A 13,031-nucleotide genomic window follows, 5' to 3' on the forward strand; every position below is an offset into this window, starting at 1 on the left:
CGACCCGTATTGATCAACGATCTTTGACCTGTCGTACGGCCCGGAACCTCCGCAGGGCCAGCCAGCGGCGGTCTTCGTCGTCCTTCCGGTAGACGATCAGGCGGATGCCCACAGTGCTGGGCCGTTCGCCGCGGTCGCGATCGGACAGACGCCGGAAGCGTTGGCAGGTCACGCCGACCGGCGGCGTGTCGTACGACCCGCCGGCCAGGCGGAACGCGGCCGCGAACTTCTCGTCGGACCCGAACTTCTCGATCGGCAGCTCACGGACGATCTCGTTGACGCCACCGCAGCAGTCGTAGACGTCCGCCCGCGAGCGGCCGTCCTCGAACGCACCGATCGGGCTGAGTCGCGTGTGGACGTCCCACTTGAGGTTCGCGTGGTCCGGCGTCGGCGGCTTGTCGCCCCACGGGAACGGTTGGTCGACGCAGTCCGCGAGGGTCAGCCACTCCGCCACCGTGGGTATGTCCCAGCGCCAGTTCGGGTCGTCCGCATAGTGCGGCATCGAGCTGATGATGTGGCTCAACTCGCCCCACATGCCACCGAACGCGGTGCGTCCCGGTGGTTGCTCGAGCACGAAGGGCTTCGCCAGGTCGGCGCCGAGCGAGCGGCGAAGGAGTCCCTCGACATCGCCGACGGTGAGCGGGTGGCGCATCGCGCGGAACTCGTACGGCTGACCCGGCCTGACCGGAAACGCCACGAGGTCGGCCTGGAACGTCGCGCCGCCCGTCGAGTAGAACAGGTCGTGCTCCGCGTCGGCGATCAGCACCCGCAGCTTCCCGAGCATCGCCGGGCCGGCGCCGTTGGCCCGCAGCGTGCTGTCGTGCCGCTTCAGCGCGCCGCGGATCAGTCGCACCGACGGCTCGTCGAACCGGGCGATGTCCAGCAACAGCGAGACCCCGCGATAAAGCCTGTTGTGGTCGAGCGCGGCCTCGCCGACCGCCTCCTCGACGAACGACTCGAGCAGGCCAGACCCGGTCAGGTCGGCCCACGAGCTGAGATACGTGTCGAACATCCACTGCCAGACGTCGCGTACGCGGGCGAACGCCGCCGGCTCGCGGCGCCGGACCGTGTCGGTCTCGCGCAGCAACCAGCGCCGCAGCCCGAGGGTGTCACCGGTGAGCACGGAGTCGACCAGCATGATGGTCCAGAACTGCTCGACCGACTCGATCCGGAACGTCCGACCCCGGAACGCGGTGCGCAACTCAATCCGGATCGCCGGCAGTGACTGTCGGACGAACTCGTCGAGCCGAGCGAGATCCGGCGAGACCTCGGCGGCCGGGGCCCCGCGCAGGAGACCCTCCGACACGCCGTCGCGGGCGAGCAGGGGAGACCATGCGCCGGCGTCGACGACGATGTGCGCGGGCAGCGCCGCTGGTCGTGGTGCGGGCGCGCGGCGTTCCGCCGCCCCGTGCAGGTCGCGGAAGGCGTCCACGTCGCCGCCGAGCGCCACCACCACCTTCCGCAGGGTGTCCCATTTCGGCAGGCGGTCGCATTTCAACACTTCGCCGACCGTCGTATAGGTGATGCGGTCCTTGCCCGTCCGTTTGGCGATCTCGCGCAGCGAGGTGTGGCCGGGATAGTCGCGACGCAACTCGGCGAGCCTTTCGCGGATCTCCGACAGCCGCGCGGCCGAGTCGCCGGAAAGGAAAACCGGCGATTCGGAAGACATACGAACAGGGTCGCAAGCGTGTCAAGGCGCCCGTCAGAAGCGTTGTCAGGCGTCAGGTTCCGGTGTGCGACGACCCAGTTCGAACGGTTTGACGGACACGCTTCGCGCATGATGCGCTCTCTGGCCCTCGGACTGCTTCCGTTGACCGCACTGCTCGGCGCTTTGGTCGCGGTCAATCTCTGGTCGGCCGACCCCGCCCGGCGACGACGCGCGAAAGACCTGCTGCGCCTGTTGCTGCGTCGCTAGTGCGCCCGGGCGGGACTCGAACCCCCAACTTCGGCTCCGAAAGCCGACGCTCTATCCGTTGAGCTACAGGCGCGTCGGCCCGATGGTAGCAATCAATACGACTTCTCCTGACCGAGTACGTGCTGCGAGACGAAGTTGAGGATCATCTCGCGGCTGACCGGGGCGATCCGGCCCGCCCGCACCGCGCCGAGCAGGGTGGCGACGCCGTACTCCGTGGTCATGCCGTTGCCGCCGTGCACCTGGATCGCCGTGTCCACGGCGAGCGCCGCCGCGTCGGCGGTGGCGTACTTGGCCATGTTGGCCGCCACCCCGGCCTCCAGGTCGCGGCCCGCGTCGTAGAGCGCCGCCGCCTTGTAGACCATCAGCCGGGCGAGCTCGACCTGGATCGCCGCGTGCGCCAGCGGATGCGCCACACCCTGGTGCGTCCCGATCGGACGGCCCCAGACCTGTCGGGAGGCGGTGTAGCGCGACGCCCGGTCCAGCGCGTAGCGGCCGGTGCCGGCGCTCATCGCGGCGACCGTGATCCGCTCCGGGTTGAGGCCCGCGAACAGGGCCGGGAGGCCCGCGTCGCCGTCGCCGACGAGCGCGGAAGCCGGCAGTCGCACGTCGTCGAGGTAGAGCAGCCACTGGCTCTCCGGCGAAACGATCTCCATGTCCAGCTTGGACTTCGTCAGCCCGGCGGCGTCGGTGGGCACCAGGAACAGCGCCGGCACGAGCTTGCCGGTCGCCGCGTCCTCGGTGCGCGCCACCACCATCACGTAGTCGGCGTGGTCGACGCCGGAGATGAAGCACTTGCGGCCGTTGAGCACCCACTCGTCGCCGTCCCGCCGGGCCACCGTGCCGAGGCGGTGGAAGTTGGAGCCGGCCTCGGGTTCGGTGATCGCGAACGCGATGAGCAGCGAGCCGTCCGCCAGGCTCGGCAGGAACTCGGTGCGCTGCGCCTCCGTGCCGTGCTTGGCCAGGATGGTGGCGATGATCGCCGGCGAGACCACGAGCAGCAGCAGCGGTGACCCGGTGGCCGACAGCTCCTCGCAGACGATGGTCAGCTCGGTGATGCCGCCGCCGCCACCGCCGTACTCGGTGGGGATGCTGACGCCGAGATAGCCGAGCTTGCCGGCCTCGGCCCAGAGTTCGGTGGTGTGCTCGCCGGCCTTGGCCTTGCCGATGAAGTACTCGTGGCCGTAGCGGCGGCCGAGGGACGACACGGCATCGCGCAGGTCGCTCTGCTCCGGGGTCAGGTCGAAGTTCATGAGGGGTGGCCTCCGACTCTCTAAGAGTTACTCGGGACTGAGGACCGCCAGTACGGCACCGGTCTCCACCTGCGAGCCGGGGCCGACCGGCAACGCGGAGACGTAGCCGGCGGACGGGGCGTACACGGGGTGTTCGAGCTTCATCGCCTCGAGCGTCATCAGCAGCTCGCCGGGGCGGACCCGCTGGCCGGGCACGACCATGACCCGGCTGACGTGCCCGGGCAGCGGTGCGACCAACGATCCTTCGGCCAGTTGGGCCGACGGCAGCGGGAACCGGGGCAGCTCCTGGAGGGCGACCGAGCCTTCAGGACTGTCGATGTAGGACACGTCGTCGACGCGGCGCACGGTGAACATGAGCCGGATTCCGTTGACGTCGAGGGCGACCGCGTCCGGCTCCGCCGAGACCACCTGCGCCGGCGGGTGGTCGTCGGTGGCCGGCGGCTGGCCGAGCCCGCCGAGGTCCGGGTCGTCCGGGTCGACCGCCCGGACCCACCAGTTGACCAGGTCACCGGCCCGGTCCAGCCGGTAGCCGACCTCGACCGGGCCGGCCGGGCCGTCGTACACGGTGGTCTGCGATCGGGATGGGACGTTGCGCCACCCGGAGGGGAGGGAGGCGAGGACGGTCGCGTCGCCGCGCCGGGCGGCGGCGCCGGCGAGCGCCGCGGCCAGGCAGGACACCCGCACGGCGTCGACCGAGGAGAGCAGTGGCGCGAACACCTCGGGGTGGTGCTGCAGGAACGCCGTGTCGATGTCGCCGGCCCGGAAGGACGGGTGCCGCAGCGTACGCACGAGCAGGTCGCGGTTGGTCGTCACGCCGTGGATCTCGGCGCGGGCCAGGGCGCCCGAGAGCAGCCGGGCCGCGTCGGCCCGGGTCGGCGCCCACGCCATCAGCTTGGCCAGCATGGAGTCGTAGTGCACAGCGACGACCGAGCCGTCCCGCACCCCGGAGTCGAGCCGCAGACCGGGCGCCTGAAGCGGCTTGAACTCGCCGGCGACCTGCGGGATGTGGACCCGGTGCAGCGTGCCGGTCGACGGCAGCCAGTTCGCGGCCGGGTCCTCGGCGCACAGCCGCACCTCGATCGCGTGACCCCGCATCGGCGGCGGCGCGTTGAGTGGCAACGGGTTGCCCTCGGCCACCTCGAGCTGGAGCTGCACCAGGTCGAAGCCGGTGATCAGCTCGGTAACGCCGTGCTCGACCTGGAGTCGGGTGTTCATCTCGAGGAAGTAGAAGCCGCCGCCGACGGCGTCGACCAGGAACTCGACGGTGCCGGCGCCGACGTAGCCGACCGCCCGCGCGGCGGCGACCGCGGCCGCGCAGAGCTGCTCGCGCAGCTGTGGCGTGACCACCGGCGACGGAGACTCCTCGACGACCTTCTGGTAGCGCCGCTGGATCGAGCACTCCCGCTCGCCGAACGGCACCACGGTGCCCTGGGTGTCGGCGAAGATCTGCACCTCGATGTGCCGGGCGCTCTCGACGTAGCGCTCCATGAACACGGTGCCGTCGCCGAACGCCAGCGCCGCCTCGCGCCGGGCCGACGAGATCGCCTCCGGCAGCGACTCGCGGTCGTGCACGATCCGCATGCCGCGGCCGCCACCACCGGCCGACGCCTTGACCAGCACCGGGAACTCGCTGACGCGGTCGGCCTCGTACCAGGTCGGCAGCATCGGGATGCCGGCGTCGGCCAGCAGCGCCTTCGCCTCGATCTTCGAGCCCATCGTGGCGATCACCTTGGCCGGCGGGCCGACCCAGGTCAGCCCGTTGTCGGCCACCAGCGCGGCGAAGTCGGCACTCTCCGAGAGGAAGCCGTACCCGGGATGGATCGCGTCGGCACCGGTCTTGCGCGCGGCGCTGATCATCAGGTCGCCGCGCAGGTAGGTCGCGGTCGGGGCGTTGCCCGGCAGGTGCACGGCGTAGTCGGCCTCGGCCACGTGTGGCGAGTCGGCGTCGGCGTCCGAGTAGACGGCCACCGTCTCGATGCCGACCAGCCGGCACGAGGCGAAGACCCGGCGGGCGATCTCACCCCGGTTGGCCACCAGCAGTCTGCGGATCATGCGCGAGCCCTCACATCCGGAAGACGCCGAAGCCCTCGGCGCCCTTGATCGGTGCATTGTGGATAGCCGAAAGGCACAGCCCGAGGACGGTGCGGGTGTCGCGGGGATCGATGATCCCGTCGTCGTAGAGCCGGCCCGAGAGGAACAGTGCCGTCGACTGGCTCTCGATCTGCTGCTCCACCATCATCCGCATCGCCTGGTCGGAGTCTTCGTCGTAGTGCTGGCCCTTGGCCTCGGCCGCCTGCCGCGCCACGATCGACAGCACGCCGGCCAGCTGGGTCGGGCCCATGACGGCGGACTTCGCGTTCGGCCAGGTGAACAGGAACCGAGGGTCGTACGCGCGCCCGCACATGCCGTAGTTGCCGGCGCCGTACGAGGCACCGAGGTTGATCGTGATGTGCGGGACGGTCGAGTTGGACACCGCGTTGATCATCAGCGCGCCGTGCTTGATGATGCCGCGCTGCTCGTACTCCGCGCCGACCATGTAGCCGGTCGTGTTCTGCAGGAACAGCAGCGGCGTGTCGCTGGCGTTGGCGAGCTGGATGAACTGGGCCGCCTTCTGCGACTCCTCGGAGAACAGCACGCCGCGGGCGTTGGCCAGCACGCCGATGGGGTAGCCGTGCAGCTCACCCCAGCCGGTCACCAGCGCGGCGCCGTAGCCGGGCTTGAACTCGTCGAACTCGCTGCCGTCGAGCAGGCGCGCTAGAACTTCCTTTGGGTCGAAGGGGGTCCGCTGGTCGGCGCTGGCGATGGCCAGCAGGTCCTCGACGTCGTACTTCGGCGGTCGCGGGTTGTGCGTCCGGGGCGCCGGGCCCTGCTTTCGCCAGTTCAGCCGGCGGACCACCTTGCGGGCCAGTCGCAGCCCGTCGCGCTCGTCCTCGGCCAGGTAGTCGGCGAGGCCCGACGTGCCGGCGTGCATCGCGGCGCCGCCGAGCGACTCGTCGTCGGTGATCTCGCCGGTCGCCATCCGGACCAGCGGGGGGCCGGCCAGGAAGACCTTGGCCTGGTGCCGCACCATGATCGTGTAGTCGGACATGCCGGGCACGTACGCGCCGCCCGCGGTGGCGTTGCCGAAGACCACCGAGATGGTCGGGATGCCGGCCGCCGAGAGCCGGGTCAGGTCACGGAAGATGCCGCCGCCGGGGATGAAGATCTCCGCCTGGGTGGGCAGGTCGGCACCGCCGGACTCGACCAGGTTGACCAGCGGCAGCCGGTTCGCCAGGGCGATCTCGCCGGCCCGCTGGGTCTTCTTCAACGCGTACGGGTTGATCGCGCCGCCCCGGACGGTCGGGTCGTTGGCCACGATCACGCACTCGACGCCCTCGATCACGCCGATGCCGCTGACCACGCTGGCGCCGACGGGGAAGTCGGTGCCCCACGCCGCGGTGGGCGAGAGCTCCAGGAACGGTGAGTCCTGGTCGACCAGCAGCTCGATCCGCTCGCGGGGCAGCAGCTTGCCGCGGGCGTGGTGGCGACTCACGTACTTGTCGCCACCGCCCGAGCGGGCGTCGTCGAGCGCGTCCTCGAACTCGTGGAGGCGCTCCAACATCGCGGAGCGGTTCTCCAGGTAGGACGGGTTACGCGGGTCGACCGCGGTCTCCATGACAGTCACGCGCACCCCTCACCGGCGTCCTTGGCCATTGCCACCTCCGTAACGAGCGTCTCGGTGCGGTCGACACGGCGGTTGTCATGCATCACGTCGCGCCCTCTTCGCCGATCAGGGTGGCCGGGACCTCGGCGACGCGGGCGCGGAACAGCTCGCCGAGCGCCTTGCCCTGCGGGTCGAACCGCGTCGAGGCGGCGACTCCTTCGCCGAGCAGACCGCGGATGACGAAGTTGACCGCCCGCAGGTTGGGCAGCTCGTGCCGCTCGACGGTCAACGGCGCCGTCTCGGGCAGCAACTCCTTGAGCCGGTCCGTGGTCAGCCAGGCGAGCAACCAGGCGGCCGCCGCGTCGCTCCTGGCCCAGACGCCGAGGTTGGCGTCGCCGCCCTTGTCACCGGAGCGGGCGCCGAGCAGCGTGCCGAGCGCGGCCTTGATCTTTTGGCCCTCGTGGACCGGCGTGTCCCGGTGTTGCGGCACCGGTTGCCAGCTCGCGGTGCGGACCGGCGGGCGGATGGTCAACCGTTGCCCGTCGGGGAGCACGGCCGTGTGGTTGACGCCGTCCTGGGGCACCGCGTCGGCCGTGAACACGCCGAACGGGGTCGCGTCACCCGGCGGGGTGGTCAAGGTGCAGCCGGGATAAGAGGCCAGCGCCAGCTCCACCGCGGCGGCCGAGAACGCCCGCCCGGCCCGCTTCGGGTCCTGGTCCTTCAGGTGTACGTGCAGCAGGGCGCTGGCCGCCTCGGTGTCGACGGCGTCGGGGTGGTCGGTGCGCGCCAGCGTGAACTCCAGGCCCTCCTTGCCCACCACGTCCTCGAGCTGGCCGCGGACCAGCGCCGCCTTGGCCTCGATCTCGAGCCCACAGAGGACGAAGGTCATCGTGTTGCGGAAGCCGCCGAGGTTGGCCACGCCGACCTTGAGCGTGGGCGGTGGCGGCGCGCCCCGCACGCCGGTGACGGCGACCCGGTCCGGGCCCTGCTGGCCCAGGGTGACCGTGTCGAGCCGGGTGACCACGTCCGGGCCGAGGTAGGCCGGTGAGTCGATCTCGTAGAGCAGCTGTGCGGTGACCGTCTCGACCGTGACCGCGCCGCCGGTGCCGGGGTGCTTGGTGATCACGGAACTGCCGTCTTCCGCGATCTCCGCGATGGGGAAGCCGGGGCGGCGGGCGCCGTCGGGCAGCTCGGTGAAGAAGCTGAAGTTGCCACCCGTGGCCTGAGCGCCGCACTCGATGACGTGCCCGGCCACGGTGGCGCCGGCCAGCGCGTCGAAGTCGTCGCGCGCCCAGCCGTAGTGCGCCGCCGCCGGGCCGATCACCAGGGCCGCGTCGGTGACCCGGCCGGTGACCACGATGTCGGCGCCGGCGTCGAGGCAGGCCGCGATGCCGAAGGCGCCCAGGTAGGCGTTGGCGGTCAGCGCGTCCGGGCGGAGCAGGGCGTCGCCTTCGACGTACCCGATGCGGGGTTGGTGCCCTCGCTCCTCGGCCAGGGTCCTGATGGCCTGGGCCAGGCCGGCGGGATGGAGGCCGCCGGCGTTGGTGACCAGCTTGACGCCCTTGTCGAGGGCGGTGCCGAGGACGCCGTCGAGCTGGCGCAGGAAGGTCTTGGCATAGCCGAGCGCCGGATCGCGCGCCCGGTCGCGGCCGAGGATCAGCATGGTCAGCTCGGCCAGGTAGTCGCCGGTCAACACGTCGAGGTCGCCGCCGTCGAGCATCTCGCGCCAGGCGGTGAACCGGTCGCCGTAGAAGCCGGACGCGTTGCCGATGCGGATCATGCGACGGGCTCCCGCTTGGCGCCGGGCGGGCCGGCGAACGCCTGCGCCACGCCCAGCCATGCGGTCGCGACCGGGCCGGTGGCGACCAGAGCCAGGTCGCTGGGGTGGCGGCGCTGGGTGACCAGCAGGCAGAAGTCGAGTGCGGGGCCGGTCAGCCGGTCGGTCGCCGCTTCCGGGCCGAAGGCCCACACCGTGCCGTCGGGGGCAGCGAGCTCCACCCGGACCGGTTCCGTGGGCACGGCGTGGCCGTGGGCGAGGAACGAGTGGCCGAGGGTGCGGAAGCCGAGGAACGCGACGTGTCGCAGCCGGTCGGTGGGTTTCTGGGTGACACCGAGCGCGTCGGCGATGTCGAGGCCGTGCGCCCAGGTCTCCATCAGCCGGGCGGTGGCCATCGACCGCGGCGCGAGCAGGTTGCCGAACCAGGGGATCCGCTTGCCTTCCGGTGCGGCGCGCAGGGCCTCGGCCAGCTCGCGGTGGCCCGCGAGCCAGCGTTGCCGCAACTCGTCGGGCGGCGCGAGGAAGTCCTCCGCTCCTTTGTCAGTGATCCGGTCCGGGTCTTCGGCCAGCGGCGCGAGCAGGGCGACGAACTGGGCTTCGTCGGTGGTGGCCAGCAGCGCGGCGTGGTCGGTCCAGGCCAGGTGGGCGATCTGGTGCGCCACGGTCCAGCCGGCGCTCGGTGTCGGGCGGTCCCAGTCTTCCTGCGGCCGGTTGTTCACCAGCGCGTCGACCTCGGCGGTCTCGGCGTCGAGATCGGTGAGCAGGGCGGCGAGCTCGACCACTGGTCCTCCTTCAATCGCGGATCACGGCGGCGAGGTGGCGCTTCCACTCGCGTAACAGTGCGGCGCGGCGGGCGGTGTCGTCGGAGAGCAGGTTGGCCACGCCCAGGCCGCGCATCAGGTCGAGGGTGGCTTGCACGGACTCGCGTACGCCGGGGCGGCGCTCGTCGGCGCCGAGCAGCTCGACGGTGAGCCGGTGCAGCTCGCGGCCAACCCGGGCCTCGACCGGCACCAGCGCCGCGCGCAGCTCGGAGTCGGTGCGGGCGGCCACCCAGACCTCGAGGGCCGCGGCGTAGAGCGGGCCGGTGAACGCGGCGGCGAGCATGTCGATGACCCGGTCGACCCGTTGCGCCCCCGCGGGCAGGCTGGCCGCCTCGGCCCGGATCTCGGCGGCGCGGCGGTCGGCGAGGTGCTCGACGGCCGCCATCACGAGGGCGGCCTTGGTGGGGTAGTGGTGCAGCTGGGCGCCGCGGGAGACGCCGGCCCGCTCGGCGATCACGGTCGTCGTGGTGCCCGCCCAGCCCAGCTCGACCAGGCTGTCGACGGCCGCGTCGAGGAGGCGGGCCTGGGTCACCCGGCTGCGCTCCTGTTGCGGGGTCCGCATTTTCTGAGCATGGCCTGGGCGAAACAAACAGTCAAGCCTGATTGTTTCTGCCGGCTGTTTGTCTTGTTGTGCCCGTTTCCCCGGCTTACGCGTCAGGCAGGTTGATCTTGCCGGTCTCGTCGTCGAACTCGGCGCCGGTTCTCGGGAAGTCCTGCTCCGTCAGCTCGGTGATCATCGTGAGGCTGTCGTCGTCGGGGTCGGTGACGGGCTTGCCCGCGCCGTTCATCCTGGTCGAGACGAGCTTGCCGTCGACCCAGGACCCGTCGGGCTCGAGCTCGACCTTGAGCACCGCGCCCAGGCCGAGCGGGCCGCTGTTGTTGAGCGTGCCGCCGCCACCGGCGAAGTTGCCGAGGCTGTAGGCGATCAGGCGGCCCTTGTAGAACTCCATCGCGCGCAGCACGTGCGGGCCGTGGCCGACGATCAGGTCCGCGCCGGCGTCGATCATCGAGTGGGAGAACTTGATCGGGTCGCCCCGGTTCTCGCCGAGGAACATCTCGGTGCCGGGCTTCACCCGGGTCTGGCCGGAGCCCTCGGCGCCCATGTGTACCTGCACGACGACGATGTCGGCCTGCTTGGCCGCCTTCGCGATCAGCGCCTTGCCCTTGGCGATGTTGATGAGGCTGTTGTTCCAGGAGTACGACGAGAAGCCGACGACGGCGACCTTGACGCCCTTCACCTCGGCGACCGTGATCTGGTCGACGGCGCCGGTGTGCGCGAGGCCCTGCTTCTCCAGCGCCTCCTGGGTGTTCGCGTAGCCGGCCGGCCCGAAGTCGTTGCCGTGGTTGTTGGCCTGGTTGAGCAGCTGGAAGCCGGCGTCCTTGAGGTGCTTGGCATAGCCCGGCGGCGCCCGGAACTGGTGGCAGCCCGTCGACTCGGCGCCGCACTTCGAGCGCCCGGTGTCCTCCGTGAGCGGCTCTTCGAGGTTGCCCATCACCAGGTCGGCGACGAGGTCTTTCTTCACGCCGTCGAAGAAGCCCTTGCCGCCGTTGGACGGCAGCCGGTTGGGCGCGTTGCCCATGACGATGTCACCGGTCGCCGAGAGGGAGATCGACTTCTGCTCCTCGGGTGCGTCGCCTTCTTCGGTCGTGCTGTCGCCCGTCGGCGACGGCCCGGTCGGTGCGACCCAGACCGCGGCCGGGTCGCTCCGGCCCTTGGCCACCGCGGCGACCGCCGCGAACCCGACGCCGAGCAACGCGAGCACGGCGACACCGGCCACGATGGCCGGGCGCAGGCTACGCCGATCGGGTGAGTCGGGGTGAGACACGCGCGCACCATATCGTTCCGAAGGCACCCGTGGGCACCTCCGTCAGTAGGATGGGCTACCGCTCCGACCAGGGGATCTTGGGCCGACTGCCGCCTTCCCGGACGGCCCGGTGCGCGGCCCGGGCGAGGCGGGCACCCCAGACCGAAAGCGGCCCGCCGTAAGGCTCAGCGGGTCCGTCCGGCGGACACAGCACGGTGACCGCGTCGGTGGCGGTGCCGGTGGCCTCAAGGCCGAGTTCCCAGAGCGCCTGAGCCTTGGCCTCTGTGATGGTCGCGACAGCGTTGACCAGGGCCGCCTCGCTCAGCCGTACCGGGACGAAGGCGACGATGTTGATCGTTCCTGGGGTGTGTTGCCGGGGAAGGTCGCGCTCGGCGGCGGCCATGATCGGCGCCCCGAGGCCGACGGTCGCCCAGACCTCAGCCTCCCCGTCGAGCGCGGCAACACGTTGCGTCACGTCGACTCCGGTCAACAACCCGACACCGGGGCCATCGAGGTCGAGATCGCCCGCCAGCGCGGCGAGGTGCTCTTGCGGGTCTTCGCGGGCGTACGACATGGGCACTGTCGCGTTGACCACCCACTCCGCCGGGCCGATCCCGCCGCCCAGCGGGGCGGAACTGATCGCCCGCATCGGGGCTGGTAAGCGCCAGACCAGGAGGGGGATACTTTCGCCGTTCTCCTGACGCGCGGTAAGAATGGGCTTGAACGGCACGCGACGACGATAAGGCAGGCGGCAACCGGAGTCGGTCCAGCACATGGACTGATCACTATCCGGGGGTAGCCGGGCCGATCGGGCGGCGCGTACGCCTAGACTGACTGCGCGCGGTTTCCGCGCCATTCGTGGAACTGAGGTGCGCGATGGATGAGGTTCTGGCCCGTAGCGGCATCTTCCAGGGTGTAGACCCGGAGGCGGCCGAGGCGCTCGCCAAGGACATGGAGACCATCGAGGCCCGCAAGGGCGAGATTGTCTTCAACGAGGGCGAACCAGGCGACAGCCTTTACATCGTGCTCAGTGGCAAGATCAAGGTTGGCCGCCGCGCCGCTGACGGCCGGCAGAACCTGATCGCGGTGATGGGGCCGTCCGACATGGTCGGCGAGCTGTCGCTGTTCGACCCGGGCCCGCGCACGGCCACCGCCACGGCGGTCACGGACACCCGCCTGGCCCGCCTCCGCAAGCAGGCGCTCCGGCCGTGGCTCAACAACCGCCCGGAGATCGCCGAGCAGCTGCTGAGGGTGCTGGCCCGCCGACTGCGGCGCACGAACGACGCCCTAGCCGACCTGATCTTCACCGACGTCCCGGGCCGCGTGGCGAAGAACCTGCTCCAGATGGCAGGCCGCTTCGGCACCCGCGACGGCGGCGTTCTGCGAGTCACCCACGACCTGACGCAGGAAGAGATCGCCCAGCTCGTGGGTGCCTCGCGCGAAACGGTCAACAAGGCCCTGGCCGACTTCGCCAGCCGCGGCTGGCTACGCCTCGACGGCAAGTCGATCATCATCCTCGATCCGGAGCGGCTGGCTCGGCGCGCTCGCGTCTGACTGGTCTTGGGAAGGGCACCTTGCGCTGCGAAAGCGTTGGCAAGGTGCCCTTTGCTTGGGGTGACGGCGCCCCGCGACGGAGCTGGCAAGCGAAGCGTTCCCTCGCGGGAGGAACGATCAGGACCACCGCGAACCCGAGTCATGATCTTGCCTTGACCTGGATCGGTGCATGGCGACGCCGAGTTGTCGTAGGCGCGGAATACTCTTTGGCACGTGACTAGAGCAGCCGCCTTCGACACGGAGACCGAGCTCGGGCGCACTCGGCG

At 70.9% G+C, this 13,031-nt stretch carries 11 protein-coding genes and 1 tRNA gene; 2 read left to right on the forward strand and 10 right to left on the reverse strand.

Annotated elements, in window-relative coordinates:
• Positions 1–13 precede the first annotated feature (13 nt).
• On the reverse strand, positions 14–1,669 hold the full coding sequence (locus AB0J88_RS00615) for a hypothetical protein (RefSeq protein ID WP_364354238.1): 1,656 nt from the start codon (positions 1,667–1,669) through the stop codon (positions 14–16).
• 108 nt (positions 1,670–1,777) lie between these two features.
• On the opposite strand from AB0J88_RS00615, the gene AB0J88_RS00620 reads away from it, so the two are divergent.
• A complete protein-coding gene (locus AB0J88_RS00620) occupies positions 1,778–1,915 on the forward strand; it encodes a hypothetical protein (protein ID WP_364354241.1) in 138 nt (45 codons plus the stop codon).
• Here the strand turns inward: AB0J88_RS00620 and AB0J88_RS00625 are convergent.
• From AB0J88_RS00625 to AB0J88_RS00665, 9 genes are all read right to left on the reverse strand, one after another.
• Positions 1,916–1,988: transfer RNA gene (locus AB0J88_RS00625), tRNA-Arg, on the reverse strand.
• A 19-nt stretch (positions 1,989–2,007) separates the two neighbouring features.
• Entirely contained in the window at positions 2,008–3,165 is a 1,158-nt protein-coding gene (locus AB0J88_RS00630) for an acyl-CoA dehydrogenase (protein ID WP_364354244.1), read from the reverse strand.
• A gap of 27 nt (positions 3,166–3,192) precedes the next feature.
• Positions 3,193–5,217 carry a biotin carboxylase N-terminal domain-containing protein gene (locus AB0J88_RS00635; RefSeq protein WP_364354247.1) on the reverse strand — a complete coding sequence of 675 codons (2,025 nt, stop codon included), beginning with the start codon at positions 5,215–5,217 and terminating at the stop codon, positions 3,193–3,195.
• A gap of 10 nt (positions 5,218–5,227) precedes the next feature.
• A complete protein-coding gene (locus tag AB0J88_RS00640; RefSeq protein ID WP_364354250.1) occupies positions 5,228–6,829 on the reverse strand; it encodes a carboxyl transferase domain-containing protein in 1,602 nt (533 codons plus the stop codon).
• A gap of 82 nt (positions 6,830–6,911) precedes the next feature.
• The gene (locus tag AB0J88_RS00645; RefSeq protein WP_364354253.1) at positions 6,912–8,588 is read right to left on the reverse strand and encodes an acyclic terpene utilization AtuA family protein; all 1,677 of its coding nucleotides are present in this window, start codon (positions 8,586–8,588) and stop codon (positions 6,912–6,914) included.
• On the reverse strand, positions 8,585–9,367 hold the full coding sequence (locus AB0J88_RS00650) for a TIGR03084 family metal-binding protein (RefSeq protein ID WP_364354256.1): 783 nt from the start codon (positions 9,365–9,367) through the stop codon (positions 8,585–8,587). The genes AB0J88_RS00645 and AB0J88_RS00650 overlap by 4 nt, the downstream gene beginning before the upstream one ends.
• 10 nt (positions 9,368–9,377) lie before the next feature.
• Positions 9,378–9,968, reverse strand: a complete 591-nt coding sequence (locus AB0J88_RS00655; protein ID WP_364354259.1) for a TetR family transcriptional regulator — start codon at positions 9,966–9,968, stop codon at positions 9,378–9,380.
• Positions 9,969–10,053: 85 nt separating this feature from the next.
• Positions 10,054–11,232 (reverse strand): CapA family protein, encoded by a 1,179-nt coding sequence (locus AB0J88_RS00660; protein ID WP_364354262.1) that lies wholly within the window; start codon positions 11,230–11,232, stop codon positions 10,054–10,056.
• Between the two features lie 55 nt (positions 11,233–11,287).
• Positions 11,288–11,941, reverse strand: coding sequence for an adenosylcobinamide amidohydrolase (locus tag AB0J88_RS00665; protein ID WP_364354265.1), 654 nt, complete (start codon positions 11,939–11,941; stop codon positions 11,288–11,290).
• Between the two features lie 146 nt (positions 11,942–12,087).
• Between AB0J88_RS00665 and AB0J88_RS00670 the strand changes: the two genes are divergently transcribed.
• On the forward strand, positions 12,088–12,765 hold the full coding sequence (locus tag AB0J88_RS00670; RefSeq protein ID WP_089254691.1) for a Crp/Fnr family transcriptional regulator: 678 nt from the start codon (positions 12,088–12,090) through the stop codon (positions 12,763–12,765).
• Positions 12,766–13,031: the final 266 nt, after the last annotated feature.

The organism is Asanoa sp. NPDC049475 (genome assembly GCF_040676915.1).
Classification (GTDB): domain Bacteria; phylum Actinomycetota; class Actinomycetes; order Mycobacteriales; family Micromonosporaceae; genus Asanoa.

Excerpts from the sequence above, each read along its gene's own strand:
- AB0J88_RS00670 (WP_089254691.1), top strand. The coding sequence starts at position 12,088 with ATGGATGAGGTTCTGGCCCGTAGCGGCATCTTCCAGGGTGTAGACCCG.
- AB0J88_RS00635 (WP_364354247.1), bottom strand. The coding sequence starts at position 5,217 with ATGATCCGCAGACTGCTGGTGGCCAACCGGGGTGAGATCGCCCGCCGG.
- AB0J88_RS00645 (WP_364354253.1), bottom strand. The coding sequence starts at position 8,588 with ATGATCCGCATCGGCAACGCGTCCGGCTTCTACGGCGACCGGTTCACC.
- AB0J88_RS00620 (WP_364354241.1), top strand. The coding sequence starts at position 1,778 with ATGATGCGCTCTCTGGCCCTCGGACTGCTTCCGTTGACCGCACTGCTC.
- AB0J88_RS00630 (WP_364354244.1), bottom strand. The coding sequence starts at position 3,165 with ATGAACTTCGACCTGACCCCGGAGCAGAGCGACCTGCGCGATGCCGTG.
- AB0J88_RS00615 (WP_364354238.1), bottom strand. The coding sequence starts at position 1,669 with ATGTCTTCCGAATCGCCGGTTTTCCTTTCCGGCGACTCGGCCGCGCGG.
- AB0J88_RS00655 (WP_364354259.1), bottom strand. The coding sequence starts at position 9,968 with ATGCGGACCCCGCAACAGGAGCGCAGCCGGGTGACCCAGGCCCGCCTC.